This window comes from Pseudomonas cyclaminis, assembly GCF_015163715.1.
Lineage (GTDB): Bacteria > Pseudomonadota > Gammaproteobacteria > Pseudomonadales > Pseudomonadaceae > Aquipseudomonas > Aquipseudomonas cyclaminis.
This window is the reverse complement of sequence record NZ_JADDUM010000027.1, coordinates 47,456-73,907: the sequence shown is the minus strand read 5'-3', so window position 1 is coordinate 73,907 and position 26,452 is coordinate 47,456. Positions and strand designations below refer to the sequence as shown.

Here is a 26,452-nt window from a genome sequence, read left to right as displayed (position 1 = left end):
TTTGAGAACGAAGTTGTATGATTTTTTACAAGCCATCTCGCTATAGAAGCTGACTCAGAGCCAGAAGTTCAGCGACATTTCACGAAATTTTCACGAGCCGAAGCTTCGCACAACTGCGGAATGTTTCCATAGTGTGGGTAGGATATTTCTTAGATGACACACATCACCGCTGGTCCAGAACTGCGCAGGTTCAGGATCGCCGTGGGCCAGCAGGTCGCGCTCGCCCAACAAACGCTTGAGCTGGCGGGCCACGGCGGCGCCGGTGTCGATAAGGACGATGCTGGGGGGCAGCATCTGTGCCAGGAGGGGCTTCAGGAAGGGATAGTGGGTGCAACCGAGGATGATGGTGTCGCAACCGGCGTTGAGCAGCGGCTCGATGTAACCCTGCAGCAACTGGCGCAGGGCCGGGCTGTTCAGGTCGCCGGTTTCAATCAGTTCCACCAGGCCGGGGCACGGTTGGGTGATCACCCGTACATCGGTGGCGAAACGGTCGAGCAGCGCGGCGAACTTGGCACTTTGCAGGGTGCCGGTGGTGGCCAGCACGCCGACCACGCCACTGCGGGTGGCGGCAGCCGCTGGCTTGACGGCGGGCTCCATGCCCACCAACGGCCAGTCGGGGTAGTCCTGGCGTAAATCGGCAACGGCGGCGACGGTGGCGGTGTTGCAGGCAATCACGAAAGCCTTGGCACCCTGTTCGTGGAAAAACTCAGCGACCCGTCGCGAGCGCTCACGAATAAATTCGGGGGTTTTCTCGCCATAGGGGATATGCCCGCAATCGGCCACATACAACAGCGATTCGTGGGGCAATAGCTGCTGGATTTCATCCAGCACCGACAAACCGCCGACGCCGGAATCGAACACACCGATCGGCGCATCCTTAACCATGTTGCGTCCCGCAGACACTGCAACCGGGATCACGCTTGACGCGCAATTCTCGAAAACGTGTGGTCAAGGCGTCGATCAGTAGCAAGCGGCCCACCAGCGGCTCACCGAAACCGGCCAGCAACTTCAAGGCTTCCAAGGCTTGCAGGCTACCGACAAGCCCCACCAACGGCCCGACCACACCCGCTTCGCTGCAGGTGAGTTCGGTGTCGCTGCCGTGCCCGTATAAACAGTGATAACACGGACTGTCGGCGCGACGCGGGTCGAACACCGACAATTGGCCTTCCAGGCGAATCGCTGCCCCGCTGATCAACGGCTTGGCCGCGATAACGCAGGCGGCGTTGACCGCTTCACGCGTGGAGAAGTTGTCGCTGCAATCAAGCACCACGTCCACCGCCGCCACTGCCGCCGCCAGGGAGTCGGCGTCCAGCGCGGTGCGATGGGCGACCAACGTGATTTCAGGGTTGATGGCGGTCAGGCGGCGCAGGGCCGAGTCGACCTTGGTCTGCCCGACGCTGTCGGTGTCATGGATGATCTGGCGTTGCAGGTTGGTCAGGTCGACGGTGTCGAAGTCGGCCAAATGCAGTTCGCCCACGCCCGCAGCGGCCAGGTACAGCGCCACTGGCGCGCCCAGGCCACCGAGGCCGATGATCAGTGCACGGCTGTTTTTAAGGCGCAACTGGCCTTCGATGTCGACATGCTGCAACAGAATCTGTCGGCTATAGCGCAACAGCTCCTGATCGGTCAGCACGGGCGATGTCCCAAGGTGATGCGTTCGTGGCCGCCGAGGTCGATGCGACTGTGCACGCCCTCAAAGCCCTGGCCCAGCAGCAGATCACGCACGGCCAGGGCCTGGTCGTAGCCGTGTTCGAGCAGCAACCAACCACCGGCACTCAGGTAGGCCGGGGCCTCGTTGATGATCAACCGCAGGTCGTCCAAACCGTCATGGCCCGCCACCAGGGCGCTGGCCGGTTCAAAACGTACATCGCCCGCAACCAGATGCGGGTCATTGTCGGCGATATACGGCGGATTACTGATGATCAGGTCGTAACGGCGACCTTGCAACGCGCTGAACCAATGACTGCTCAGCACTGTGGCGTTATTGAGGTGCAGACGCTGGCGATTGCGCTCGGCCAGGGCCACGGCTTCCAGCACGCGGTCAACGGCCGTGACGTGCCAGGCCGGGCGCTCGCTGGCCAGGGCCAATGCGATAGCGCCGCTACCCGTGCCGAGGTCGAGGACCTGGGTAGGCGTGGCCGGCAACAATTCCAGGGCAGCCTCTACCAGCAACTCAGTGTCCGGACGCGGGATCAGCGTGTGGGGCGCGACCTCCAGGTCCAGCTTCCAGAAGCCCTGCTGGCCGAGAATATAGGCCACCGGCTCACCGGCGCGACGGCGCTGGAGGTAGTCGGCAAAGGTCAGCGCGTCTTCGCTGCTGACGATTTTTTCCGGCCAGGTGTGCAGGTAGCTGCGGGACTTGCCCAGGGCAGCGGCCAGCAGCAATTCCACGTCCAGGCGCGCGGTGGGCGAGTCTGGCAGGTCGGCGGCGCGCAGCAGGCTGGCGATGATGGTCATTTATTCACCTATCGCAGCCAATTGGTCGGCCTGGTACTCGGCGAGCAAAGGCTCGATCACCGCATCGACGCCGCCGGCGAGAATCTCGTCGAGGGAGTAAAGGGTCAGGTTGACCCGGTGGTCAGTGACCCGGCCCTGGGCAAAGTTGTAGGTACGGATGCGCTCGGAACGATCGCCCGAACCCACCAGCAACTTGCGCTCGCTGGCAATCGCGTTGGCGGCGGCGCTGGTCTGCTGGTCATTGAGCTTGGCCGACAACCAGGACATGGCCCGGGCCCGGTTCTTGTGCTGGGAACGTTCTTCCTGGCATTCAACCACGATGCCCGACGGCAAGTGGTGATACGGATTGCCGAGTCGGTCTTGTTGACGTGCTGACCACCGGCACCCGACGAGCGGTAAGTGTCGACCCGCAGGTCCGCCGGGTTGATCTCGATGGCTTCCTGCTCGTCCGGCTCAGGCAACACGGCCACGGTGCACGCGGAGGTGTGGATACGGCCCTGGGACTCAGTCGCCGGTACACGTTGTACGCGGTGCGCGCCGGATTCGAACTTCAGCTTGCCGTAGACATTTTCGCCTTCGACCCGCGCAATGACTTCTTTATAGCCGCCGTGCTCGCCCTCGTTCTCGGACAGGATCTCCACGCGCCAGCCACGTCGCTCGGCATAGCGTGAATACATGCGGAACAGGTCGCCGGAGAAAATCGCCGCTTCGTCGCCACCGGTGCCTGCGCGGATTTCGAGGAACACGTTGCGCCCGTCGTTGGGGTCCTTGGGCAGCAGCATGCGTTGCAGGTCGCCTTCCAGCGCGATCAACTTGTCCTTGGCTTCGCGGACTTCTTCCACGGCCATTTCGCGCATGTCCGGGTCGCTGTCCTTGAGCAGCGCCTGGGCGCCTTCAAGGTCGGCCTGGGTTTTCAACCATTGCGCATAGGTGGTGACGATCGGCTCAACTTCCGCGTACTCCTTGGAATAGGTGCGGAACTTGGTCTGATCGGAGATGACTTCGCCATCGCCGAGCAAGGCGGTCAGTTCTTCGAAGCGGTCCTGGAGCACGTCCAGTTTATTGAGCAGTGACGCTTTCATTGCGATTTTTTATCCGAAGAGCTATCTGACGCGCCCTCACCGAGGGCAAAGAGTTCCTGGGCCATGGCCAGCGCATCGAGGCGGCCTTCGGCAGTCAATTTTTTAAGCTGTACGCTGGGGGCGTGAAGTAGCTTGTTGGTCAGGCCACGGGCCAATTGCATCAGCACCTCTTCGGCGCTGCTGCCGTTGGCCAGCAAACGCTGGGCCTTGACCAGCTCCTCGTCGCGCAGGCGTTCGCCCTGCTGACGATACGCCTTGAGCACGTCCACCGCCGCCAGTTCACGCAGGCGCACCATAAAATCTTCGGCGCCGGTGCTGACCATTTCTTCAGCGGCCTGGGCTGCACCCTGGCGGCTCTTGAGGTTTTCGGCGACCACTTCGTGCAAATCGTCGACGCTATAGAGGTAAACGTCGTCCAACTCGCCGACTTCGGGCTCGATATCCCGGGGTACGGCGATATCCACCATGAAGATCGGTTTGTGCTTGCGTAGCTTCAGCGCGCTTTCCACCGCGCCCTTGCCGAGGATAGGCAGTTGGCTGGCGGTGGAACTGATGACGATATCGCTGCGCACCAGTTCGGCCGGGATATCCGCCAGCAGCACGGCGTGGGCACCGAATTGTTCGGCGAGGATGCTGGCGCGCTCCAGGGTGCGGTTGGCGACCACGATGCGCTTCACACCCAGGTCATGCAGGTGACGGGCGACCAGGGTGATGGTCTCGCCGGCGCCAATCAGCAAGGCCTGACTGCGCTGCAAGTCGCTGAAAATCTGCTTGGCCAGGCTGACGGCGGCAAATGCTACCGAGACCGGGTTTTCGCCGATGGCGGTGTCGGTGCGCACCTGCTTGGCAGAATTGAACGTGGCCTGGAACAGCCGGCCCAGCAACGGACCGACGGTGCCGGCCTCACGCGCCACGGCGTAGGCGGACTTCATCTGGCCCAGGATCTGCGGCTCGCCCAACACCAGCGAATCAAGACCGGCGGCGACGCGCATCATGTGACGAACTGCCGCATCCTCTTCGTGCACATACGCGCAGGCGCGCAGGTCGTCGAGGCTCAAATGGTGGTAATCGGCCAGCCACCGCAGGACGACATCCGCTGAAAGATGTTCCTGCTCTATATAAAGCTCGCTGCGATTGCAGGTTGAAAGGATCGCAGCTTCGCGGCTGTCGGTGAGCCGGCAGAGCTGCTGCAAGGCCTCAACCAACTGCTCTGGCGTAAACGCCACGCGCTCGCGCACGTCTACGGAGGCAGTCTTGTGGTTAATACCGAGTGCGAGGAAGGCCATTCAATATCGCTGATGATGTCGGGAAGCCGACAATTGTCCTACTTCGAAAGATTCAGAACAACCACCGTCGTCTATTGTCCTAATGCCTTGTGTCTATAAAGGCATCAACTGAGACTCGGTTATGTTTGGCCGAAGGCTTGTGTCATGATGATCCGACCGCAGGTTAGTCGTCCTCTTCCTATATGAATAGATCTTCCGCGTTGCTCCTTGCTTTTGTCTTCCTCAGCGGCTGCCAGACCTTGGCCCCCGTGTCGCCGGACGGTACGCCGCCGGTAGAAGACAGCACCCCCGCCCCTGAAAAGCCCAAGGTTTATTCCTCGTTCAGTGAAGAAACGGTGTTCAGCCTGCTGAGTGCGGAACTGGCCGGCCAACGCAATCGCTTCGATATTGCGCTGGACAACTATGTGACCCAGGCCATCAACACCCAGGATCCAGGCATCTCCGAGCGCGCGTTTCGCATTGCCGAGTACCTGGGCGCCGATCAGGCCGCCCTGGACACCTCGCTGATCTGGGCGAAAAATGCGCCGGACGATCTGGAAGCGCAACGGGCGGCGGCCATTCAACTGGCGCGGGCCGGGCGCTATGACGACTCCATGGTCTATATGGAGAAAGTCCTGCAAGGCAAGGGCGACACCCATTTCGACTTCCTCGCGCTGTCGGCTGCCGACACTGACCAGGACACGCGTAATGGTCTGATGAAGAGTTTCGACCGCCTGCTGCAAAAACATCCAAAGAACAGCCAACTGATTTTCGGCAAGGCGCTGCTGCTGCAACAGGACGACGAGGCCGACGCCGCGCTGAAGCTGCTGGAGCAGAACCCGCCGGACGAGGGCGAGATAGCGCCGATACTGCTGCGCGCACGCTTGCTGCAGAATCTCAATCGCGGCAAGGAAGCGATTCCGCTGCTGGAAAAAAGCATCAAGAAGTACCCGGACGACAAACGCCTGCGCCTGACTTACGCACGTATGCTGGTGGAGCAGGACCGTATGGAGGACGCCAAAGTGCAGTTCGCCAACCTGGTCCAGCAATACCCCGATGACGACGAACTGCGTTACTCCCTGGCGCTGGTGTGCCTGGAGGCCAAGGCCTGGGACGAGGCCAAGGGTTACCTGGAAGAACTGATCGAGCGTGAAAGCCATGTGGACTCGGCGCACCTGAACCTGGGCCGTATCGCGGAAGAACGCAACGACCCTCAGGCCGCCCTGCTCGAATACGCCCAGGTTGGCCCCGGCAACGACTATCTGCCGGCCCAGTTGCGCCAGGCCGATATCCTGATGAGCAACGGCCGTACCGACGAGGCCGAAAAACGCCTGGCTGCGGCCCGCGATGCCGAGCCGGACTACGCAATCCAGCTGTACCTGATCCAGGCCGAAACCTTGTCGGCCAACAATCAGGGCGAGCGCGCCTGGAAACTGCTGCAACAAGCCTTGCTGCAATTCCCCGACGATTTGAACCTGCTCTACACCCGCGCCATGCAGGCGGAAAAACGCAATGACCTGGCGCAGATGGAAAAAGACCTGCGCCTGATCATCAAGCGCGACCCTGACAACGCCATGGCCCTCAACGCCCTGGGCTACACCTTGTCCGACCGCACCACACGCTACGACGAAGCCAAGGTGCTGATCGAACAGGCACACCAGCTCAACCCGGAAGACCCGGCCGTACTCGACAGCCTCGGCTGGGTGAATTACCGCCTGGGCAACCTCGACGAAGCCGAACGCTTGCTGCGCCAGGCCCTGGAGCGCTTCCCCGACCAGGAAGTCGCAGCGCACCTGGGCGAAGTGCTGTGGGCCAATGGCAAGCAGCGCGAAGCCCGTCAAATCTGGGAAAAATTCCTCAAGGAACAACCCGAAAGCCCCATCCTGCGCGGCACCATCAAGCGCCTGACCGGATCCGAGACCCTTTAAGCTTATGTTCTTGCGCCACGTTGTAGTGTTCAGTCTTATTGCCCTGCTCGCCGGTTGCGCGGGCATCGGCAGCCGTGAATCCGTTGAAGGCCAGGGCAACCCGGCGCAATGGCAACAGCACAAGGATCAGCTCAGCAGCATTGATGGCTGGCAGATCGAAGGCAAAGTCGGGGTGCGCGCACCCAAGGACTCCGGCAGCGGCACGTTGTTCTGGCTGCAACGCCAGGACTACTACGACATTCGTTTGTCGGGCCCACTGGGCCGTGGTGCCGCTCGCCTGACAGGCCGACCGGGGCAAGTCAGCCTTGAAGTGGCCAACCAGGGCCGCTATGAGGCGACTTCGCCGGAAGCTCTGCTGGAAGAACAGATTGGCTGGAAGCTACCGGTGTCGCACCTGGTGTGGTGGGTGCGTGGCTTGCCCGCACCGGACAGCAAGAGTCGCCTGAGCCTCAATGGTGACAGCCGCCTCGCATCGCTGGAACAGGATGGCTGGCAGGTCGAGTACCTCAGCTATGTGGAACAGGGCGGTTATTGGCTGCCCGAGCGCATCAAGCTGCATGGCACTGACCTTGACGTCACACTGGTGATCAAGGATTGGCAACCGCGCAAGCTGGGGCAATAACGTGACTTCAGAACGCCTGACACTGCCCTCACCCGCCAAACTCAATCTGATGCTGCACATTCTCGGTCGTCGTGAAGACGGCTATCACGAGTTGCAGACGCTGTTTCAATTTCTCGACTACGGTGATGAACTCACTTTCGCCGTGCGCGACGATGGCGTGATCCACCTGCACACCGAATTCGAAGGCGTGCCCCACGACAGCAACCTGATCGTGAAGGCGGCAAAAAAACTTCAGGAACAATCCGGATGTGCGTTGGGCATCGATATCTGGATCGATAAAATCTTGCCCATGGGCGGCGGAATCGGCGGCGGCAGTTCAAATGCCGCGACGACGTTGCTGGGTCTGAATCGCTTGTGGCAACTGGGCTGGGACCACGATCGCCTGGCCGCACTGGGTCTGACGCTGGGCGCCGACGTCCCGGTTTTCGTGCATGGACACGCCGCTTTTGCTGAGGGCGTGGGGGAGAAACTCACCCCGGAATACCCCGGAGAGCCGTGGTATGTCGTGCTTGTCCCGCAAGTATCTGTAAGTACAGCAGAAATTTTTTCAGATCCGTTGTTGACACGTAACTCTTCTCCCATTAAAGTGCGCCCCGTTCCCAAGGGAAACAGTCGAAATGACTGCTTACCGGTTGTAGCAAGGCGTTATCCAGAGGTACGTAACGCTTTGAATTTGTTAGGTAAATTTACCGAAGCAAAATTAACCGGAACTGGAAGTTGTGTGTTTGGGGGCTTCCCAAACAAAGCTGAAGCTGATAAAGTCTCGGCCCTTCTTACAGAGACCCTTACAGGGTTTGTAGCAAAGGGAAGCAACGTTTCGATGTTGCATCGCAAGCTGCAAAGTCTGCTCTAAAAGGAATCGAGTACTGGGTACTCGTTGCAACAGATACAGGGGCGTCGCCAAGCGGTAAGGCAGCAGGTTTTGATCCTGCCATGCGTTGGTTCGAATCCAGCCGCCCCTGCCATTTTCTAATACTCATCCAGGTTACCCTCAGCCTCTAGGTACTGCGCGTGTCCAAGATGATGGTCTTTACGGGGAACGCCAACCCCGATCTGGCTCGACGTGTCGTACGTCAGCTGCATATCCCTCTCGGTGACATCTCTGTCGGTAAATTCTCCGACGGCGAAATTACAGCCGAGATCAATGAAAACGTCCGCGGTAAAGACGTCTTCATTATTCAGCCGACCTGCGCTCCGACCAACGATAACCTGATGGAACTCGTCGTGATGGCTGATGCCTTCCGCCGCTCCTCAGCGACTCGAATCACAGCTGTAATCCCTTACTTTGGTTATGCCCGTCAGGATCGCCGTCCGCGTTCCGCACGTGTGGCTATCAGCGCGAAAGTCGTTGCTGACATGCTGACCGTGGTAGGCATCGACCGTGTTCTCACGGTTGACCTGCACGCTGACCAAATCCAGGGGTTCTTCGATATTCCGGTAGATAACATCTACGGTTCGCCAGTACTGGTGGACGATATCGAAGACCAGCGCTTTGAAAACCTGATGATCGTGTCCCCGGACATTGGTGGCGTCGTGCGTGCACGGGCCGTTGCCAAATCCCTGGGCGTTGATCTCGGGATCATCGACAAACGCCGCGAGAAAGCCAATCACTCTGAAGTGATGCATATCATCGGTGATGTCGAAGGGCGTACCTGTATTCTGGTTGATGACATGGTCGACACCGCCGGCACCCTGTGCCATGCGGCGAAAGCCTTGAAAGAGCACGGTGCAGCAAAAGTCTTCGCCTACTGCACACACCCTGTGCTGTCGGGCCGAGCGATCGAGAACATCGAGAACTCTGTGCTGGACGAACTGGTGGTGACTAACACCATCCCGTTGTCCGCTGCTGCACAAGCCTGTGCGCGTATCCGTCAACTGGATATCGCACCGGTAGTTGCCGAAGCGGTTCGCCGCATCAGCAATGAAGAATCGATCAGCGCGATGTTCCGCTAAGGGTCAAACCTTCGGAACACCTCACTGACGAAAAGCGCCCCGCCCCAGCATTCTGTTGGGGCGGGGCTTTTTTGCCCATATCGCCTTTAGCGCTGGTCGCAAACGCTGGGGCGAATGTGGTTATTTTGGAGATACAACATGAACGATTTTACTCTGAATGCTGAAGTGCGTTCCGACCTGGGGAAAGGTGCGAGCCGCCGCCTGCGTCGTCTCGCAAGCCTGGTTCCAGCTGTAGTTTACGGTGGCGAAAAAGCCCCTGAATCCATCAGCATGCTGGCTAAAGAAGTTGCCAAACTGCTCGAAAACGATGCTGCCTACAGCCACGTTATCGAACTGAACGTTGGCGGCAAAAAGCAGAACGTAATCATCAAAGCCCTGCAACGTCACCCGTCCAAGGGCCACGTACTGCACGCTGACTTTGTACGCGTTGTAGCCGGTCAGAAACTGACCGCTATCGTGCCTGTGCACTTTGTTGGTGAAGAAGCTCCGGTCAAGAAAGGCGGCGAGATCTCTCACGTCCTGAACGAAATCGAAGTAACTTGCCTGCCGAAAGATCTGCCTGAGTTCATCGAAGTCGACCTGTCGGCTCTGGAAATCGGCGCAATCGTTCACCTGTCCGACCTCAAGGCCCCTAAAGGCGTTGAGTTCGTTGCACTGGCTCACGGTGATGACAAAGCTGTTGCAAACGTACACGCTCCACGCGTTGCTCCAGAAGCTGAAGAAGGCGCTGCAGAGTAATTCACTCTGTATTGCCGGAGCTTGAGGAAACATCGCGGACCGGAACGTAGCGAGAAAGCGGGCGACAACGCGAAGTTTATCTCTGGATAAGTGAGCTCCTGTCGTCCACTTTCGCCGCACTCAGGTCGCGGCGATGTTATCCACAACTCCAAAGGAAGGGCCCCTGTCGTGACTGCCATTAAACTGATCGTTGGCCTGGGAAATCCAGGCGCCGAATACGAACAGACCCGGCATAACGCGGGGGCCCTTTTTGTTGAGCGCATCGCCCATGCCCAAGGTGTAAACCTGGCGGCCGATCGCAAATATTTTGGCCTGACCGGGCGCTTCTCGCACCAGGGTCAGGATGTTCGTCTACTGATTCCCACCACCTACATGAACCGCAGCGGCCAGGCTGTCGCGGCGCTTGCGGGCTTCTTCCGGATCAAACCCGAAGAAATCCTGGTGGCCCATGACGAACTGGACCTGCCTCCCGGCGTTGCCAAGCTCAAGCTTGGCGGCGGGCATGGCGGGCATAACGGCCTGCGCGACATCATCGCGCAGTTGGGTAATCAGAATAATTTCTACCGTCTGCGGCTCGGCATTGGCCACCCAGGCGTTGCGAGTATGGTTTCAAATTTCGTCCTGGGTCGTGCGCCACGCGCCGAACAGGAAAAACTCGATGCCAGCATCGACTTTGCCCTCGGCGTGCTGCCGGATATCTTCGCCGGTGAATGGAACCGTGCGATGAAAAACCTGCACAGCCAGAAGGCCTGACTTTTTTCCGAGGGGAAACACCATGGGATTCAATTGCGGCATCGTCGGCCTGCCCAACGTCGGCAAATCCACCTTGTTCAACGCTTTGACCAAGTCCGGTATTGCGGCGGAGAACTTCCCCTTCTGCACCATCGAACCCAACAGCGGTATCGTGCCGATGCCGGATCCACGCCTGGACGCCCTGGCGGCCATCGTCAATCCCAAGCGCGTCCTGCCGACCACCATGGAGTTCGTCGACATCGCCGGCCTGGTAGCCGGCGCATCGAAAGGCGAAGGCCTGGGCAACAAGTTCCTGGCCAACATCCGTGAAACCGACGCCATCGCCCATGTAGTCCGCTGCTTTGAAGACGAGAACGTGATTCACGTCTCCAACAGCGTCGATCCGAAACGCGACATCGAGATCATCGACCTGGAACTGATCTTCGCCGACCTCGACAGCTGCGAGAAGCAACTGCAGAAAGTCGCACGTAACGCCAAGGGCGGCGACAAGGACGCAGTGGTCCAGAAAGGCCTGCTGGAGCAGTTGATCGCGCACTTCACCGAAGGCAAGCCGGCACGCAGCCTGATGAAGACCATGGGCGCTGACGAGAAGGCCGTGATCAAGGGCTTTCACCTGCTGACCACCAAGCCTGTGATGTACATCGCCAACGTCGCTGAAGACGGCTTCGAGAACAACCCGCTGCTCGACGTGGTCAAGGCCATTGCCGACGAAGAAGGCGCGATCGTGGTGCCGGTGTGCAACAAGATCGAAGCAGAAATCGCCGAGCTCGATGACGGCGAAGAGAAAGACATGTTCCTTGAGGCCCTGGGCCTGGAAGAACCTGGCCTGAACCGCGTGATCCGCGCCGGCTACGAAATGCTCAACCTGCAGACCTACTTCACCGCCGGTGTCGAAGAAGTCCGCGCCTGGACCGTAAAAGTCGGCGCCACTGCGCCACAGGCTGCCGGTGTGATCCACACCGACTTTGAAAAAGGCTTTATCCGCGCTGAAGTGATCGCCTACAACGACTTTATCCAGTTCAAGGGTGAGGCCGGTGCTAAGGAAGCCGGTAAATGGCGTTTGGAAGGTAAGGAATATATCGTCAAGGATGGCGACGTGATGCACTTCCGCTTTAACGTGTAAACGTCACTCTTAATACACCAATAAAAAAGCCGATGCATTGCATCGGCTTTTTTGTGGGCAAGTATTTAATTTTATATAGTCTTCATATCCGAATATTAAATACTTTCAGACTTATCCTATTTGACTTGCTTATTCCTCGCACCCACCAAGAACGATGCGACTTCATCGCTACAACATAAAGACACTTTCCTACAGCAATTGCCCGTCGCCCCCCTTTAAGAATGAATGACAGCCCCTATAATCTACGCCACTGGTCATCGCGAGCATAACGTCCTTTTAACAATGAATTAATAGCAGGAAGGGAACATCTTTCAATGTCGACAACCTTCAACATGGAAAATGAAACGGCATTTTCACTCATCGAAGGCCCAGATATTGAAAACACACTAAACAACACGGCTACCCTCAACATTGACATTTTGTTACTGGGGGAAACCGGTACAGGCAAAGATACGCTAGCACAACGGATTCATCTTCTATCGGGACGGCGAGGTAATTTTGTTCCCGTGAACTGTGCAGCCATCCCGGAAAGCCTCGCGGAAAGCCAATTGTTCGGCGTCAACAGCGGCGCCTATACCGGGGCGATGCAATCCAGGGCCGGCTTCGTAGAGGCTGCCCACCTGGGCACGCTTTACCTTGATGAGATCGACAGCATGCCATTGAACCTGCAGGCCAAGCTGCTACGCGTGCTGGAATCACGCGGCGTGGAGCGCCTGGGTTCGACCCGCTTCATCCCTGTGGACATGCGCGTCATTGCGTCTGCCCAGCACTCGCTGCACCAGATGGTCGAACACGGCACCTTCAGGCGTGACCTGTATTTTCGCCTGAATGTCGTGAATATTCAGCTCCCGGCACTGCGGGAGCGACGCGAGCGCATCATTCCGCTGTTCCTGGAAATGATCCGGCAAGAAGCAAACCGCTTCAAATGCACTGCCCCGCACCCTTCTGAGGGGCTACTGCAACAACTGCTATGCCACACCTGGCTCGGCAACGTGCGTGAACTACGGTCAACGGCCAAACGGTTCGTGTTGAATTTGCCACCGTTTTCTACTCCCATGAGCAGCGAACAAGAAGTTCAAGCAAGCCTCAAGGAGCGCTTGCAGCAAATTGAAAAAGCGCTAATTGAAGAGTCGTTGTTCCGGCACCAACACTGTGTAGACAATGTAGCGGTTGAGCTTAAGGTAACCAAGCGGACTTTATACTATAGGATGAAACAGCTAGCGATATCGCTGAGGTAATCAGGTTGGCTTGAAGGTGCATTTTCTCTAGAAACATTTGCCCCCCTGGCTACACCTCGAGAAATTCAGCAACTCCATGCCTTAACAAAAATATCATACCGACATTCATGCCAGTAACACATTTAGAAACATCTAATTTACTCATGATATGGAACGCCACCGACCTACAAGCCACATATCTAACGCCAAGATCATTTGTGAGAAAAAATGACCTTTTCCACATTTTTGATCGACAGCAAAAAACAAACTTGAAAATTAATGTTCTGGAGTTTTTCTCATGTCTATATCCGGTCTCCCCCCAACAAATCCATATACTCAACAGCAAAACTACGGCGCCTCATCGAGCTCGGAATCGGGATCTAACTCCGCCGCAGACGCTCTTGACGGCCTTGATAGAGGGAATAAACTTGAAACTGCCTTGAAGCAAATTGATAAGAAAAAATTTAACGACCTCCTTCAAGTTGCCAAAACTTAATAGTTTTTACCTCTCGGGCATATCAGCCCGAGAGGCCCCAAACCGTAGTCAGCGCTCACTATTTTTGTAAATTTTTCTGCGGCGCTTTATATAATAGGTATGTTATGCAAATAAGAGAATTTGTTGACTTAGAGAAAAAGCTAGATCTCGGCACTACTAACACCAAACGAGATCAGTCAACCTGCCATAGCGACTCTTGTTTCTTCACATCATTGCTCGAAGAGAATACAAAGATAAACGCATCTAATACCAGGCCTTCTCTAGCCCCCGGGATTGCTGAGGCTATCAATCCGTTATACACATCTAAAATGCGAATGGCAAAACTGCTTAAATCAACTAACAAGCAGCTGGACATGACTAAATTCCGGGAATTCCCTGGAGTGCTGGCGAATATACAAATAACCTCCCAACTGCTAGTAAAATGCCTTGCCAAGACGACACAAAGCATTGACAAAGTTTCTAACTTGCAATAATCAACATGAATAACTTATTGCCTTTCGTATTACTCTTGGCAACTATACTTATGCTGAACGGTTGCGGTGAGCGGGTCGAGCTCCATAGCAAGCTCTCTGAGCAAGAGGCCAATGAGGTCATAGCAGAACTTGCAGATAAACACATTCGCGCGAAAAAAGTCCCTAGCAAAGATGGTGTCATTGTGACGGTCAACGCAAACAACATCGGGCGCGCCGTACGTACCTTGGAAGCCGCGGGTCTGCCACGAGCGGCCAGGACGACACTGGGCGAAACATTTCGCAAGGAAGGCGTTATCTCCACGCCGCTCGAAGAGCGAGCGCGCTACATCTATGCCTTGTCCCAAGGACTTGAGGCCACGCTGTCCAACATTGACGGAGTCATCGTTGCCCGAGTCCACGTGGTACTGCCTGAACGCATCGCACCCGGTGAACCGGTCCAGCCCGCATCTGCTTCTGTGTTTATAAAACACGACCCACGCCTGGATCCCGACAACATCCGCGCACGTGTTCGCAGGATGGTGGCAGGCAGCATCCCAGGCATGGCCACGGCAATCGACAACCCTCAAAAACTCAGCGTGATATTCGTTCCAGCGACTGCTTATCAGGAGCAGCAACGCCTAGTGTATTTTGGCCCCTTCCTGGTGCCCGGCGAGGATCTAGGTTTTTGGCGTAGCACATTAATCACCGCTCTGCTTGGCGTGGTGGTAACTGTTGTTGCCACGCTATTTATGCACCGTCGGCGTCAGCGATTTCTGCACGCGTCGTCAGTAATGAACGATTCTGCCGGACCTGCGAATGATGCCTAAGATCGAATACCCACTGAGTGAGCACCTGGCATGGGTTCAGTGGTGGGCATGCCCTTGGCAAAACGCCCATGAAGACTGGAAGGAGGGTCAGCACGCTACGTTTAATACACTTTATCAGGGCAAACAGCCGGTATGGGGCGTATTCATGGGTGTGAAAGCCTGTTTACCCCCTGCGACAAACCCCACCGTGCTGCGCTTGGCCCTTGCGTCAAGTGAACAACTCGACCTGGCGCTGACACTGGCTCACGACACCGTTAATCCTCATGCGGCTCCAACGTTGAGTGAAAGTCATCAGCACTGGTGCAGACGCCTATCTAAGGCACTTCCTCCTGCAATGCTTTCCCCCGACGCAGATCCATTACAACTGCTACTTAGCTGGCTCGACCCTCCTATCTGGCAGCGCCTTAGATTGCGCTTTCCCCGTCAGAGAACGTATGAGGTTGAAAAAAAATCTATCTGCCTAGAGAACACAAGCAACCGATTAAGCACCCTCTGGCAGGCGGTCGTCTGGCGTGTAACCTCCTTGCCAAGCGACTCTATACCCCCTGGATCACATGGGTAAGGAGATCAGTGATGTTATACCGACATACCATTGATGTGCCCAAGGACAGGCACGAATTGCCTCGCAGTCTCATCCCACGGGAAGAACTTGCAAATTGGATACAGGCAGAACAGCTCTTGAGGCACGCCAACGATCAAGCCGATAAGTTGCTGAGTTTGGCGCAAAAAAGATGTGAGACGTTGAAGGAGGAAGCATCTCTGGAAATCTGGCGACGCGCTGATGCTCAGCTCAAACGTTGGGAGCACGATCGTCAAGCCATGTGCGACAAGCTCGAGCAACATGCGAGTTTCATCACCCGTGAGGCTATTCGATGCCTGCTTGATGAAACACCCCGTCCCATCAGGCTGGCGGCACTCCTGAGGCAATTGATGGCGAATCAAGTCCACGAAGTCTGCGCGGACCTATTCTGCCATCCGCATGATTTTGATGAGATAGAACGATGGTTTGCTCATCAAAAACCTACTATTTGGAAACTTAACGCGGATGAGGCGACCCCTCCTCAAACACTGATCCTGAAAACAGAGGAGGGAGACTTTTGTATCAGCTGGGAGACCATGCTCACCGCTTTTTTTCACACCTTATAAAGAATATCGGAGCAACATCTAATAATGCTCAGTTCATGCTGAAAACTGCGCTCTGCAACAAACCAAATCAGTAAAAAATACCAATAACAGAGTTTAAAGGAACCGCTATGTTCGCTACCAAGACACTCGCGCACCAAGCAACAAAAATGGCTGACTCTTCGTACAAACGGCTTCAAGCCAGCGTGAGCGAAGAATTGGACGGTGAACTATTCCATAGGTTATCAATGCAGTCTTTAGCGACCCACGGGATGTTCACTGAAAATCATCGAGTTGAGCTGCTTTCTCTAAAAACGACCATTGAAAGTTTTCAATAACATGAACGACCTGATTCTTGAATGGTTACGTAGCCAAGAGGAGCAACTCAACTTATCTGAAAATAACGACGAAATTATTTTAAAACGACAGGGCCCCTTCATTTTATTGGAAGCTCAACTGACATCCGCGTCTTCAGATAACGCGAGCTTGCAAAGTTGGATGCGCTTGGGCGCGGTCAGCCTAAGCCGCTTTCAAGGCGTATTGGTCCGAAAAGCTGACAGTGAAGAGCTTTGGCTGATTCAAACCCTGCGCGAGGAGCGGGAAGAAGCACAAGTGCTCTGTTGCTTTGAAACCCTGCTCAACCAGCGCGACATATGGCGAGCCACGTTCGCACGCCTCGCTCGCCCAGCCCAAAACCTCAAACCCACTTCACTCCGTTCACTCTCGTACTAACCAGAGAATTGTCTATGTATAACAAGATCCACAAGCGCAGTTGCTTGCGCTTTGATTCGCCTGGCAAGTCGCCCAAAAGAGCCCATTGGCGCACCATACTCCTGTTGCCCTGGCTACTGATTCCAGTGGAACACACATTGGCGGCCATCCCCCCCGAATGGAAAAACACCGCCTACGCCTATGAAGCCGAGCACAAACCCCTACGGGAAGTACTCGAAGACTTCGCCCAGACCTTCGGCACACAGCTTCAAGTCGAGGGCCTGCTGGAAGGCAACGTCAATGGCAAGATCCGCGCCAATACCCCGCAGTCGCTGCTCGACCGTCTCGGTGTAGAGCACCGTTTCCAGTGGTACCTGTACAACAACACCCTCTATATCAGCACCCTCGACCAGCAGGAATCCGCACGCCTGGAAGTCTCTTCCGAAACCATCGCCGACCTCAAACAGGCCCTCACCGATATCGGCCTGCTCGACAGTCGTTTCGGCTGGGGTGAGTTACCCGAAGATGGCGTAGTGCTGGTCTCCGGTCCTCGACGCTACATCGAGCAGATCAAGCAGTTCAGCAGTCAACGCCGCTCACCGGATGAAAAACAGAGTGTGCTGAGTTATCCGCTGAAGTTCGCAAATGCAGCGGACCGCCTGGTGGATTATCGCGGCGAAAAGCTCACCATCCCAGGGGTGGCCAGCATTTTGCGCGGCTTGTTGGAGCCGCGCTCCTCCTCAACGCTTGCGGGGCTTAGTCAACGTCCCACCTCTCAACCCGCGCCGCTCACACCCACCATTCCCCGGTTGGGCAACCCGTTGCTGGGCCAGATGCTCGGTGCTAACGCCAACCCGGCATCACTGGACATCGGCCCCGCGCTCACCCCACGCGCCCCGGTCTCCAATAGTCGGATTCGCGTCGAAGCCGATGTGCGCAACAACGCGGTGCTGATTTATGACTTGCCGGAACGCCAGGCCATGTACCGCGAGCTGATCACCCAACTCGATGTGGCGCGCAAGCTGGTGGAAATCGACGCGATCATTCTCGATATCGAACGCACGCAGTTGCGTGAGTTCGGGGTGAACTGGGGTTTCCAGAACAGTCGTTTCCGCGGCGGTGCCAACGTGTCACCGGGCACCTCGTCGCAGCTGTCGATCGAAAATCGCGATCGCTTCTATGCCGATATACGCGCATTGGAAGCCAAGGGACTGGCAACCATGGTCTCCAACCCTTCGGTGCTCACGCTGGAAAACCAACCGGCGGTCATCGACTTCAACCGCACGCAATACCTGACGCCCGGTAGAGAGAACGCCACCATTTTGCCGGTTACCGTGGGCACCAGCTTCCAGGTAGTGCCTCGCGTCATCACCAGCCGTGGCGGCCATCAGATCCACTTGGTGGTGGATATTGAAGACGGTAATTTCGACGAGACCAACCCCAATCCGAACAACCTTGATGTGCGCCGAGGCAAGGTCAGCACCCAGGCCGTGATGGCGGAAAAGCGTTCGCTGGTGGTCGGCGGTTTCCATGTGACCGAGCGCAGCGACAAGCAAAACAAAGTGCCTTTGCTGGGTGATATTCCGCTGCTGGGCAAGGCGCTGTTTTCCTCGACCGAACGGCAGAACAATCGGCGTGAACGCCTGTTTATCCTGACCCCGAGGGTCATCGGCGACCAGGCCGACCCGTCGCGCTACTTGCCGCAGGCCGACCAGGCCGAACTGCAGGCCGCCCTCACACCGCTGGCCAGGCGCTACAACCCGCACCAACCGGTGATCAAGCGCAGTGACATCACCAGCACACTGGCACATCTGGTCAGCGGGCAAGTTCCCAAGGCCTTCAAGGCAGCGCCGATGCCTCTGGGGCTCAATACCCTGTGCAACACCCGCGATCTGCTGGCATTGAACACCGAACGCAGCCAGTGGTATGCCGGACCGGAGTACAACGTTGCGGTGGTGGTGCTGCGTAACCAGTTCAAGCGCAATGTGCGCATCGATGAAAAAGAATGCAGCAACTCGCAGACGTTGGCCGTGAGTGTCTGGCCGCGTGCCTGGCTCAAGCCAGGTGAAGAGGCCGAGGTCTTTATCGCGATGCGACCGGTGGTAAAGGATGAACACCTCAGCGTGCCACGTCCCTCCTTGCTCTCTCCAATCCAGAAGGCCACGCCATGAAACACCGCTTGTTGTACGTCACCCTGATCAGCGCAGCATTGCTTGCCACCGGTTGTACACCGACCTGCAAGGGCGACTCCTGTTCACGCCCGCAATCCACCAAGGATAAGCTGGTGATCTGGTGGCCACCTCAGATGCGCGTCGAACCCGGCCCCGCCGGCGAGCGAGCGGACTATCAGACGGTGTCGCTGGAACGATGAGCACTCAAGGAATACTGGACGACAATCAGCGTCAGGTCTTCCTCGAAAGCCTGGTGGGCGGCACCGCCGCTCACCTGACGCTCGGCCCTGGTATAACGGTGCGCGCGCAGAACGCAGCCGCCCAACCGGGGCTGGCGTTGCTGGTCTCTCGCGAAGCGCTGCAGGCTGGGCAATTGCAGCAGGCTCTGGAACGGCGTTTTGAGCAAGCGGTGGCGTTCGATGGCTGTTTTATCTACCTCGACGGCCAGGACGCCCTGGTGATCTGGCATGCACTGCCTGCAACAACCGGCGCTTTGGACAGGGTCCTCAGCCGAATGCTGACGCTGGCCAGCCTGCAAGCCCTGGACACGGGTTCAACCCGCTGATCAACGTTGCCTAAGCTCCGGCAACTCCAGGGTCTCACGCTTGGCCTCATCGTCGAGCTCGCGCAAGGTCCGGTAGATCAACGCAACGGCTTGCAAGGTTTCGCGAGGAATGTTCTCACCCAGTTTCTTCGTATAAAGCGTGCGAGCGAGCCAAACACACTGGATCACTGGCACGTCGGCCGCCTTGGCGCGCTGGATCAGTTTGCGAGCGCTGGCATCAGTGCCCTTGTCCACCAGCAAGGGCAGCGGTGTCTTGCCGAGGCGGTAGTAAAGCGCTACGGCAAAGTGCGTCGGGTTGACCACCAGCATATCGGCCTCCTCCAACTTGGGCAGCTTGACCTTCGGCTCCTCCTGGGCCATTGGTACGCCAACGAGCGGCGCTGCCCTTTCACATGGGGGTCGCCCTCCATATCCTTATACTCTTTGACGACCTCGACCTGGGTCATGCGCATGCGCTTGGCAAAAAAGTGCTTCTGCAATATCAGGTCGATCAGAGCCAGCACGAGCAGCAACCCCAGGCACGCGTGCAGCAGGTGACGGAACAGTGCAATCAGCGCCAGAAGGTAACTTTGCAGGTCGCTATTGGCCAGGTTGATCAACGTGCCCAACGAAGGCCAGACCACCACGTACACAATCAATCCCAGGAGAAAAGCTTTGGCGATGCTCATCAATAGGTTCATCAGCGACTGGGCTGAGAACATCTGCTTGAGTTGGCTGAGGGGGTTCAGGCGTTTGAAATCGAGCTTCAGGGTCTCCGGGGCAAACAGTATCCCGAACTGCATCCAACTGCTGATCAGTTTCACCATGATCGCGACACCGGCCATCAGCAGGGCGAACGAGAAAAACACCACCAGGCCTTCGATCAACACTTCCTCCAGCGCTCTCACGAAAGGCTGATTCAGGCGGGACATCGGTAACATCATCAGTTGCTGGAACCGTTGCAAACTGGTCTCGGCGGTGAACAACGCGATTTCGCTGATGGCGGTGAGCACCAGCAACTTGCCCACATCCTGGCTTTGAGCAACCTGGCCTTTCTTGCGCTGGTCACGCAGCTTCTTGGCGGACGCCGGGTGTTTTTTCTCCCCGGAATCACTCATGGTATCGCGGCCTTGAACAGCAGGCCCAGCGAGTGCTTGAGGTCGCCCAGCTGGCTCATGCGCCCGACGATCAAGTCCTGTAGCAACGCAAAGTACAACAGCAGGATTCCGATACCCGCCAGGCTCTTGACCGGGGGCGCCAGCGAGCTGACCTGCAACTGCTGACTGTAGACCCCCAGCAGCGCGATGCCGAATTCCAACAACAGCAGCACTGCAATAAACGGTGCGGCGTAGAGCATCATGTGCGTGAAGGTATCCGCGAGCAGGTCGACAAATACGCTCATGCCATTCGCCGCCGGCAGCGGAAACCACACCGTGGGGGGCCAGATCAGGTAACTGTCCCAGATCACCTGAGTCAGGGAGCCCAGCCCCAGGCTGACGATCAACAGAAAAATCGCCAACTGCTTGAACAAGTGCCCGATGGGCGTGGCATCCGGCCCCAGCGAAGGGTTGAGCTGGCCGCCGGCCAAGGCGCCGCGCTGGTTATCAAGCAGTGCACCTACCGACTCGAACATCCAGAACGGCATGGAGAGCAACACCCCCAACAAAAATCCCAGGGTCACTTCCTTGAGCACCAGGCCACTGAGGATAAACCCCGAGTAGTCCTGGCCCTCCAACGCCGCGTGAATACCGGGGGCAGGCATCAGCGCCATGACCATCACGATGGTGTGCCGTGGCATGCCACGGATATGCTGAAAACAGAACGCGGCCACCAGAAAGGCACACGGGTAGATACGCGCCATGCCGATGATCAGGCTGGGCAGGAACTCCAGATACAGCAGCACAGGCAAAACCTCAATTCAGGGCCGAGCGACCGATCATCTCGAACGTCAGGTTGATCAGTTGAATCAACTCCACACCAATCCAGCGGCCGGTCATGATCAACGTGATACCCACGGCCACCAGCTTGATACCAAAGGGCAGCGTCTGGTCCTGTATCTGCATCAGCGCCTGCACCAGCGACGTCAGCACACCCACCACCACCGCCACAATCAGCGGCGGTGCCGACAGCACCACCACCAGCAACATGCCTTGCTTGAACAGTACGATCGGTTCCATAAGCCCCTCAGAGATAGGAAAGGAACAGGCTGTCGAGCAACCGCGACCAGCCAGACACCAGCACGAACAAAAGCAACTTGAGCGGCAGGGAGATGGTCATGGGCGAGACCATCTGCATGCCCAGCGCCAGCAGCAGGTTAGAGACGATCAGGTCGATCACAATGAAGGGGATATAGATGAGAAAGCCGATCTCGAACCCCGCCTGCAGTTGCGACAGCACGAAGGCCGGTATCAGCAGGATCAGGTCCTCGCGCTGCACCTCTTGCGCCATCTGCGCAGGCCACAGGCGCGCGGTGTTTTCCAGCAAATGGGTCAGTACGTCCGGGTCGACGTTGCGCAGCATGAATGCACGCAACGGTTTGATTGCCTCATTCCCGGTCTGCAGAAACGTCTGTACGTTAGTCATGTCCAGGGGCGAAGCCTTGACGCTCTCGGCGATCTCATACCCCACCGGGGCCATGATAAACAGCGTGGCCGCCAACGCGATGCCGTTGATGGCCATGCTTGGCGGTACCTGCTGCACACCGATGGCGTTACGGGTAATCATCAGCACAATGACAATCTTCAAGAACGATGTGCAGATAATTAACAGCATGGGCATCAACGACAATGCCCCAAGGAACATCGCCAGAATGAGGGGATCTGTCCCCTGCAGTATCATCGACCGACCATCACGCGAGACAACTGCAAGCCCAGGCGCCCGTCGACTTCCACCAACTGGCCCTGGCCAATAGGGCGATCCCCATAGTAAAGGCCGGCCATTCCTGGGGCGTATCCGGCAATCCCCAGCACCGCGCCGGGGGCGAGGTTACGCAACTCACCGAGGGTGAGGTTCAATGTTCCACAACGTACGTTCAGCCCGATGCTCAGCTCATCGAACGGCTCGTTGCCGAACACATCCACTATGGGTTCATCCTCCTCATGCCCTGAGAAGGGGGATACTGAAAATTCCTCGTCCACAGACGTGTCCTCGATAGAAGTAAGGGTCAGACACAACTGCCCGGTGTCGTCATCAATGCAGCCATGCAGCCGCTGTTTGCCAACCTGTAAATGGCCATTGCCGTGGGCTTGAAACAAGCACTGCTCAAAGATCAGTACGTCGCCAGACCGCAGGCTGCGTGCCTGCGCAATGGGTAACCGCAAGCGTCCCAGGATCACGGCAATTGCCAGTTGAAATGCCCCATGCATCGGCGCGGCCATGGCGCGCCAAGGCCCGGCATCACACAAGGCCAGGAAACTTTCAGCCGACAACCACATGTAACCGGTGACACGCGACGCCCCCAGGGTCACGCTGAGTCGGCAACCAAACCCGCTGGGGCGCTCTGTCTCCAGCAAGCGCACATAGCCCAGCAGGGCCAGCACCTGCGGGCTGAGATGATGTTGGAACAGCGCCCAGAACCAGGAGTCTGCATCGTTGCCAGCCTCGGCCAGCGTCACCGGGCACTCACCCAGCAAGCTCAACAACGGCCCGGCCTCAGCGAGCGCCAGCACCCCGCATACGGTTTCCAGGCACACGGCTTTGACCCCGGCAGGCGCGCGCCCTGGCTCGAGACGCAACTCACCGCCTTGCCCCGCCACGTGGAACGGCAGACGCAAGCCGTGCCCCAATCGACGGCGCGCGGCAACCGTATCGCCCTTGACCAAGGGCAATATCAACTGCGGCATCATCATGCCGACCCGGCGTTGGGTATAAACAGGCTGACCGGCTGCCCCAGCGCGGCTGCAAATCGACCCTCGCACTGTTGTCGGGTGCCCTTGAGCCAACGCGCTGTCGCCTCATCTTCCGCTTCCAGGTCAATGCTCCAGGCGTTCTGCTCACGGCGTACGCTGGCATTGATCCGTCCCAGTCGCGGCAAATACAACACCGCCTGAAGCGGCCACTGCGCGCTGCCCAGCACACGAGGCGCCAGTTGCTCCGCAAGCGCCTCAATCATGGAGGTCGTCATCGACTCTTTCATGCCTGACAAGCCACCACGCCCCCCGGTACCTTCATCGTTATCGCTGAACAACTGGGCAAACAACCGCCCTTGCTCCCACGGCACCACGACGCCAGCACCTGGCTCGTGCCCCTCTCGGGGCTCGCGCTGTCGTGGGCGTTCCGTGGGTTTGGTTGAAACCTGGGTCATGTCGACTCCTGAGTCAGTAAACGAGATAACTCTTGTAGTTTTTCCACCTGACGCAGGCACTCGGTGACGTGTTTCTGGGTACTGTCAACGCTGGCTTCCTTTTCTGCCCGCTGCCCTCGAAGGGTTTCCAGTTGGCCCTGGTCGCGCCGAGTGGTGGCAGACAATGAGCGCTCCTGGGCGCCCCAGGATTTGAGCGCCTGCAGGGTCAATACCTGGCCTTGATGCTGGCTGAGCAGTTGGGCGCTTTGCCGGGCCTCCTCCTGCCGGGTTTGCTCAAGGGCGTCCTGGGCCTGCTGGATATGTGCCAGCAAGGCTTTCTGGGCCCGCTTCGCCTCACGCAGTGCGCGCTCGGCCCGGTCCGCCCGATGCCGACGCAGGCGTCGCAAGGTCTCGACTTCACCCAGCAGCACATTCGAATAGGTTGATTCAGAAAGGGACATAGGCAGTCAGTTCCTTGAGCTGGTCCAGCGTGGTTGCGAGTGGCACGGGCTCACGCAAGTCTTGGCGCAGGAAACCGTCCACGGCCTGACGACTGTCCACGGCCAGGTCGGTCAGGGCATCGCTGCCGGGCTGGTACTCGCCCAGCTTGAGCATCAACTCGATCTGCTGGTACGCCGACAACAGCCGCCGCAACGCCGTCCCGGCACGGATGTCGTCAGGCTCGGCGACGTTGCTCAGAATCCGCGACAGGCTCGCCAGGACGTCGACCGCCGGGTAGTGCCCGCGCTCGGCCAACTTGCGCGACAGCACGATATGGCCATCGAGCAGCGAGCGAACCTCATCGGCCACTGGGTCGTTCATGGAGTCCTGTTCGATCAGCACCGTGTAGATAGCGGTGATCACGCCCTGACGGGTCAGACCGGCGCGCTCGACCAGCCGTGGCAACAGGCTGTACACCGACGGAGGTAAACCACCGCGCCCCAGGGGTTCGCCGGCGGCCAGGCCGATTTCGCGCTGGGCCCGGGCGAAACGCGTCAGGGAGTCGATCAGCAGCAGCACCCGCTTCCCCTTGCGTCGAAAACCTTCCGCCAGTGCCGTTGCCGTAAAGGCCGCACGGGCGCGCTCCATGCTGGAGCGATCGGATGTGGCGCACACCAGTACCGCTTTGGAACGCAGCTGTTCATCCAGTTCGTGGTCGAGAAACTCACGCAGCTCCCGGCCCCGCTCACCGATCAGGCCGAATACAATCACATCGCATTCGACGTTACGGGCGATCTCGGCCAACAGGGTGGTCTTGCCGCAACCGGCCCCCGCGAACAACCCCACACGCTGGCCTTCGCCGAGCGTCAGCAGGCCATCGATCGAGCGCACACCCGTGGCCAGCGCACGGTTGATCCTCGGCCGGTCGGTGGGCAACGGCGCTTCACACAACACCGGGCTTGCATCAGGCGCATCAGCCTCGGCAAATGCACTGGGGCCATCCCCCGTAATCGGCCGTCCAAAACCATCCAGCACCTGGCCCAGCAGCGCGTCACTGACCTGCACGCAATGCGGCACACCGAGGCGCTCCACGCCGGCGCCCACGCGCACACCTTCCAGGTTGCCCAGGGCACTGAGCACTGCATCCTGCTGATCAAAACCGATGATCTCGGCCAGCATGTAGTCGCCTGGCTTTTTTTCTACCTGGCACAGGTCACCGATACGCGCCTGAGGCAACCGGCATTGCAGCAGCATGCCGTTTACGCGCTGGATACGACCGCGCATCGTCACCGGCGCAAACCTCGCCAACGATTGTGTCTGGCGCTGCTGCCATGCATCGAGGCGCGCTTGCAGGTCCGCACTCACCAGCGCACCTCATAGCGGCGTGCGCCATCGAAAATCACTTTGCTGTTATCGATCAAGACCAAACGCAAGCCATCCAATTCGTCCCCCACAAACAACCGACCGCCGTCTTCAAGCACCACATGACCGTTCGGCCCGCCAACGATCTGCACAATCCTGAACGGCAGTGCGCTGTCGCGTACCCGGACACGGCTGATCACCGGAACGGCACTGTCAAACTGCTCGCCAAAGCGGCTGAGCATGCGCGCCACCAAGTCCACCTCCTCTTGGGAAACATCCCCATTGAGGGCAACCTGGCCATTGATCACCTGCAAGCTGACGCGATGATCCAGCTCGCGCTCGTTGAGCATCTTCAGCAACTGCTGTCGCACTTCGAACGGCGAACCCAGCTCGTTTTTCTTGACCTCAGGAGGCATCAGCGACGCCTGGGCCTCGCGCTCCCCGGTAGAGGCCATGCCCACCGCCATGATGATGATCGTCACCACCAACACCAGGCTGAGCAGGCGCTTTTGCTGTGAGTGCGAGATAGACGACAACGTGAGTGTTCGCGCAGGGTCGGCGTTCGGCCGCGGTGGTGTCGGCACCGCCGCTGGAGCTGACGCCTGGGGCCAGGGTTGATCAGCCTGGGCGACACACAGTCGAACCGTGCCCACCAGAAACGGTACGCTGACTTCCAGCCTCGCAATCTGTGCCAGTACCTGTCCGTCGGCGCCGCGCAACAGACCCGCTTCGGCTTGTACCGACCAGTTTGAGTCGATAAACCGTAACCGCGCATGCTGCTCGGCGATCCCCGAATCATTCAGTACCAAATCTGCATCTGCATGGGCACCAATACTCCATTCGTCGCCAAACAACGGCAACGCAGCGCCTTGGTGTAAACCGTCAAGCACACGTAACTCAAACATC

Annotated in this window: 28 protein-coding genes, 1 tRNA gene and 2 pseudogenes; 16 read left to right on the top strand and 15 right to left on the bottom strand. The window is 58.0% G+C overall.

Annotation, left to right across the window (positions count from 1 at the left end; all coding sequences use genetic code 11):
* Positions 1-90: 90 nt before the first annotated feature.
* From murI to hemA, 5 genes and pseudogenes are all read right to left on the bottom strand, one after another.
* Positions 91-885: a glutamate racemase gene (gene murI / locus IQK56_RS03925; protein ID WP_193862131.1), complete on the bottom strand. Its 795-nt coding sequence runs from the start codon at positions 883-885 to the stop codon at positions 91-93.
* Positions 878-1,633: a molybdopterin-synthase adenylyltransferase MoeB gene (locus IQK56_RS03920; protein WP_150760829.1), complete on the bottom strand. Its 756-nt coding sequence runs from the start codon at positions 1,631-1,633 to the stop codon at positions 878-880. Before IQK56_RS03920 ends, murI begins: the two co-directional genes overlap by 8 nt.
* Complete coding sequence (prmC, locus tag IQK56_RS03915) at positions 1,627-2,457, bottom strand: peptide chain release factor N(5)-glutamine methyltransferase (protein ID WP_150676015.1); 831 nt, start codon at positions 2,455-2,457, stop codon at positions 1,627-1,629. Before prmC ends, IQK56_RS03920 begins: the two co-directional genes overlap by 7 nt.
* Positions 2,458-3,539: pseudogene (gene prfA / locus IQK56_RS03910) on the bottom strand (peptide chain release factor 1).
* Positions 3,536-4,825: a glutamyl-tRNA reductase gene (gene hemA / locus IQK56_RS03905; RefSeq protein WP_122309119.1), complete on the bottom strand. Its 1,290-nt coding sequence runs from the start codon at positions 4,823-4,825 to the stop codon at positions 3,536-3,538. Before hemA ends, prfA begins: the two are co-directional and overlap by 4 nt.
* Before the next feature lie 182 nt (positions 4,826-5,007).
* Here hemA and IQK56_RS03900 point away from each other — a divergent pair, with 182 nt between their 5' ends.
* The 9 genes from IQK56_RS03900 (at position 5,008) to IQK56_RS03860 (ending at position 13,159) form a co-directional block, all read left to right on the top strand.
* The gene (locus IQK56_RS03900; protein ID WP_122309117.1) at positions 5,008-6,732 is read left to right on the top strand and encodes a tetratricopeptide repeat protein; all 1,725 of its coding nucleotides are present in this window, start codon (positions 5,008-5,010) and stop codon (positions 6,730-6,732) included.
* Positions 6,733-6,736: 4 nt separating this feature from the next.
* Positions 6,737-7,354: a lipoprotein insertase outer membrane protein LolB gene (gene lolB, locus IQK56_RS03895; protein WP_150760830.1), complete on the top strand. Its 618-nt coding sequence runs from the start codon at positions 6,737-6,739 to the stop codon at positions 7,352-7,354.
* 1 nt (position 7,355) lies between these two features.
* Positions 7,356-8,207, top strand: coding sequence for a 4-(cytidine 5'-diphospho)-2-C-methyl-D-erythritol kinase (gene ispE / locus IQK56_RS03890; RefSeq protein ID WP_193862132.1), 852 nt, complete (start codon positions 7,356-7,358; stop codon positions 8,205-8,207).
* 37 nt (positions 8,208-8,244) lie between these two features.
* Positions 8,245-8,319: transfer RNA gene (locus tag IQK56_RS03885), tRNA-Gln, on the top strand.
* A gap of 46 nt (positions 8,320-8,365) precedes the next feature.
* Positions 8,366-9,307, top strand: a complete 942-nt coding sequence (locus IQK56_RS03880) for a ribose-phosphate pyrophosphokinase (protein WP_003171603.1) — start codon at positions 8,366-8,368, stop codon at positions 9,305-9,307.
* A gap of 138 nt (positions 9,308-9,445) precedes the next feature.
* Entirely contained in the window at positions 9,446-10,045 is a 600-nt protein-coding gene (locus IQK56_RS03875; RefSeq protein ID WP_099583948.1) for a 50S ribosomal protein L25/general stress protein Ctc, read from the top strand.
* Positions 10,046-10,213: 168 nt separating this feature from the next.
* Positions 10,214-10,798 (top strand): aminoacyl-tRNA hydrolase, encoded by a 585-nt coding sequence (gene pth / locus IQK56_RS03870; protein ID WP_003171596.1) that lies wholly within the window; start codon positions 10,214-10,216, stop codon positions 10,796-10,798.
* Between the two features lie 22 nt (positions 10,799-10,820).
* A complete protein-coding gene (gene ychF / locus IQK56_RS03865; protein ID WP_150760831.1) occupies positions 10,821-11,921 on the top strand; it encodes a redox-regulated ATPase YchF in 1,101 nt (366 codons plus the stop codon).
* 314 nt (positions 11,922-12,235) lie between these two features.
* Complete coding sequence (locus tag IQK56_RS03860; RefSeq protein WP_122309107.1) at positions 12,236-13,159, top strand: sigma 54-interacting transcriptional regulator; 924 nt, start codon at positions 12,236-12,238, stop codon at positions 13,157-13,159.
* A 647-nt stretch (positions 13,160-13,806) separates the two neighbouring features.
* On the opposite strand, the gene IQK56_RS03855 is transcribed toward IQK56_RS03860, so the two are convergent.
* Positions 13,807-13,989 (bottom strand): hypothetical protein, encoded by a 183-nt coding sequence (locus tag IQK56_RS03855; protein WP_193862133.1) that lies wholly within the window; start codon positions 13,987-13,989, stop codon positions 13,807-13,809.
* A 123-nt stretch (positions 13,990-14,112) separates the two neighbouring features.
* Here IQK56_RS03855 and sctJ point away from each other — a divergent pair, with 123 nt between their 5' ends.
* The 7 genes from sctJ (at position 14,113) to IQK56_RS03820 (ending at position 19,482) form a co-directional block, all read left to right on the top strand.
* On the top strand, positions 14,113-14,913 hold the full coding sequence (sctJ, locus tag IQK56_RS03850) for a type III secretion system inner membrane ring lipoprotein SctJ (RefSeq protein ID WP_150760832.1): 801 nt from the start codon (positions 14,113-14,115) through the stop codon (positions 14,911-14,913).
* A gap of 573 nt (positions 14,914-15,486) precedes the next feature.
* Complete coding sequence (sctL, locus tag IQK56_RS03845; protein WP_150760833.1) at positions 15,487-16,059, top strand: type III secretion system stator protein SctL; 573 nt, start codon at positions 15,487-15,489, stop codon at positions 16,057-16,059.
* A gap of 107 nt (positions 16,060-16,166) precedes the next feature.
* Positions 16,167-16,373, top strand: coding sequence for a hypothetical protein (locus tag IQK56_RS03840; protein WP_193862134.1), 207 nt, complete (start codon positions 16,167-16,169; stop codon positions 16,371-16,373).
* A gap of 1 nt (position 16,374) precedes the next feature.
* Positions 16,375-16,767, top strand: a complete 393-nt coding sequence (locus tag IQK56_RS03835) for a type III secretion protein (protein WP_122309099.1) — start codon at positions 16,375-16,377, stop codon at positions 16,765-16,767.
* Between the two features lie 14 nt (positions 16,768-16,781).
* The gene (gene sctC / locus IQK56_RS03830; RefSeq protein ID WP_193862135.1) at positions 16,782-18,917 is read left to right on the top strand and encodes a type III secretion system outer membrane ring subunit SctC; all 2,136 of its coding nucleotides are present in this window, start codon (positions 16,782-16,784) and stop codon (positions 18,915-18,917) included.
* The gene (hrpT, locus tag IQK56_RS03825) at positions 18,914-19,117 is read left to right on the top strand and encodes an HrpT family type III secretion system protein (RefSeq protein WP_122309095.1); all 204 of its coding nucleotides are present in this window, start codon (positions 18,914-18,916) and stop codon (positions 19,115-19,117) included. The genes sctC and hrpT overlap by 4 nt, the downstream gene beginning before the upstream one ends.
* Positions 19,114-19,482, top strand: a complete 369-nt coding sequence (locus IQK56_RS03820) for a transcriptional regulator (RefSeq protein ID WP_150760835.1) — start codon at positions 19,114-19,116, stop codon at positions 19,480-19,482. The genes hrpT and IQK56_RS03820 overlap by 4 nt, the downstream gene beginning before the upstream one ends.
* On the opposite strand, the pseudogene sctU reads toward IQK56_RS03820, so the two are convergent.
* The 9 genes and pseudogenes from sctU to IQK56_RS03775 form a co-directional block, all read right to left on the bottom strand.
* Positions 19,483-20,579, bottom strand: a pseudogene (gene sctU, locus IQK56_RS03815) (type III secretion system export apparatus subunit SctU). It abuts the gene before it with no gap.
* Positions 20,576-21,364 carry a type III secretion system export apparatus subunit SctT gene (sctT, locus tag IQK56_RS03810; RefSeq protein WP_150676029.1) on the bottom strand — a complete coding sequence of 263 codons (789 nt, stop codon included), beginning with the start codon at positions 21,362-21,364 and terminating at the stop codon, positions 20,576-20,578. The pseudogene sctU and the gene sctT overlap by 4 nt, the downstream one beginning before the upstream one ends.
* 10 nt (positions 21,365-21,374) lie before the next feature.
* Entirely contained in the window at positions 21,375-21,638 is a 264-nt protein-coding gene (gene sctS, locus IQK56_RS03805; RefSeq protein ID WP_065938437.1) for a type III secretion system export apparatus subunit SctS, read from the bottom strand.
* Between the two features lie 7 nt (positions 21,639-21,645).
* Entirely contained in the window at positions 21,646-22,299 is a 654-nt protein-coding gene (sctR, locus tag IQK56_RS03800) for a type III secretion system export apparatus subunit SctR (protein WP_150676030.1), read from the bottom strand.
* A complete protein-coding gene (locus tag IQK56_RS03795; protein WP_122309085.1) occupies positions 22,296-23,309 on the bottom strand; it encodes a FliM/FliN family flagellar motor switch protein in 1,014 nt (337 codons plus the stop codon). Before IQK56_RS03795 ends, sctR begins: the two co-directional genes overlap by 4 nt.
* Complete coding sequence (locus IQK56_RS03790; RefSeq protein ID WP_122309083.1) at positions 23,306-23,764, bottom strand: type III secretion system HrpP C-terminal domain-containing protein; 459 nt, start codon at positions 23,762-23,764, stop codon at positions 23,306-23,308. The genes IQK56_RS03795 and IQK56_RS03790 overlap by 4 nt, the downstream gene beginning before the upstream one ends.
* A complete protein-coding gene (gene sctO / locus IQK56_RS03785) occupies positions 23,761-24,204 on the bottom strand; it encodes a type III secretion system stalk subunit SctO (RefSeq protein WP_193862136.1) in 444 nt (147 codons plus the stop codon). Before sctO ends, IQK56_RS03790 begins: the two co-directional genes overlap by 4 nt.
* Entirely contained in the window at positions 24,191-25,549 is a 1,359-nt protein-coding gene (locus tag IQK56_RS03780) for a FliI/YscN family ATPase (RefSeq protein WP_150676033.1), read from the bottom strand. The genes sctO and IQK56_RS03780 overlap by 14 nt, the downstream gene beginning before the upstream one ends.
* On the bottom strand, positions 25,546-26,451 hold the full coding sequence (locus IQK56_RS03775; RefSeq protein ID WP_150760862.1) for an FHA domain-containing protein: 906 nt from the start codon (positions 26,449-26,451) through the stop codon (positions 25,546-25,548). Before IQK56_RS03775 ends, IQK56_RS03780 begins: the two co-directional genes overlap by 4 nt.
* Between the last annotated feature and the right edge of the window lies 1 nt (position 26,452).

Coding starts and splice junctions, on each gene's coding strand:
- IQK56_RS03790 (WP_122309083.1), bottom strand. CDS start 23,764: ATGACCCAGGTTTCAACCAAACCCACGGAACGCCCACGACAGCGCGAG.
- IQK56_RS03840 (WP_193862134.1), top strand. CDS start 16,167: ATGTTCGCTACCAAGACACTCGCGCACCAAGCAACAAAAATGGCTGAC.
- hemA (WP_122309119.1), bottom strand. CDS start 4,825: ATGGCCTTCCTCGCACTCGGTATTAACCACAAGACTGCCTCCGTAGAC.
- prmC (WP_150676015.1), bottom strand. CDS start 2,457: ATGACCATCATCGCCAGCCTGCTGCGCGCCGCCGACCTGCCAGACTCG.
- sctO (WP_193862136.1), bottom strand. CDS start 24,204: ATGTCCCTTTCTGAATCAACCTATTCGAATGTGCTGCTGGGTGAAGTC.
- IQK56_RS03835 (WP_122309099.1), top strand. CDS start 16,375: ATGAACGACCTGATTCTTGAATGGTTACGTAGCCAAGAGGAGCAACTC.
- sctS (WP_065938437.1), bottom strand. CDS start 21,638: ATGGAACCGATCGTACTGTTCAAGCAAGGCATGTTGCTGGTGGTGGTG.
- hrpT (WP_122309095.1), top strand. CDS start 18,914: ATGAAACACCGCTTGTTGTACGTCACCCTGATCAGCGCAGCATTGCTT.
- sctJ (WP_150760832.1), top strand. CDS start 14,113: ATGAATAACTTATTGCCTTTCGTATTACTCTTGGCAACTATACTTATG.
- IQK56_RS03855 (WP_193862133.1), bottom strand. CDS start 13,989: ATGTCCAGCTGCTTGTTAGTTGATTTAAGCAGTTTTGCCATTCGCATT.
- IQK56_RS03820 (WP_150760835.1), top strand. CDS start 19,114: ATGAGCACTCAAGGAATACTGGACGACAATCAGCGTCAGGTCTTCCTC.
- sctL (WP_150760833.1), top strand. CDS start 15,487: ATGTTATACCGACATACCATTGATGTGCCCAAGGACAGGCACGAATTG.
- lolB (WP_150760830.1), top strand. CDS start 6,737: ATGTTCTTGCGCCACGTTGTAGTGTTCAGTCTTATTGCCCTGCTCGCC.
- IQK56_RS03775 (WP_150760862.1), bottom strand. CDS start 26,451: ATGTTTGAGTTACGTGTGCTTGACGGTTTACACCAAGGCGCTGCGTTG.
- IQK56_RS03795 (WP_122309085.1), bottom strand. CDS start 23,309: ATGATGATGCCGCAGTTGATATTGCCCTTGGTCAAGGGCGATACGGTT.
- IQK56_RS03860 (WP_122309107.1), top strand. CDS start 12,236: ATGTCGACAACCTTCAACATGGAAAATGAAACGGCATTTTCACTCATC.
- ychF (WP_150760831.1), top strand. CDS start 10,821: ATGGGATTCAATTGCGGCATCGTCGGCCTGCCCAACGTCGGCAAATCC.
- murI (WP_193862131.1), bottom strand. CDS start 885: ATGGTTAAGGATGCGCCGATCGGTGTGTTCGATTCCGGCGTCGGCGGT.
- IQK56_RS03900 (WP_122309117.1), top strand. CDS start 5,008: ATGAATAGATCTTCCGCGTTGCTCCTTGCTTTTGTCTTCCTCAGCGGC.
- sctR (WP_150676030.1), bottom strand. CDS start 22,299: ATGATACTGCAGGGGACAGATCCCCTCATTCTGGCGATGTTCCTTGGG.
- sctC (WP_193862135.1), top strand. CDS start 16,782: ATGTATAACAAGATCCACAAGCGCAGTTGCTTGCGCTTTGATTCGCCT.
- IQK56_RS03875 (WP_099583948.1), top strand. CDS start 9,446: ATGAACGATTTTACTCTGAATGCTGAAGTGCGTTCCGACCTGGGGAAA.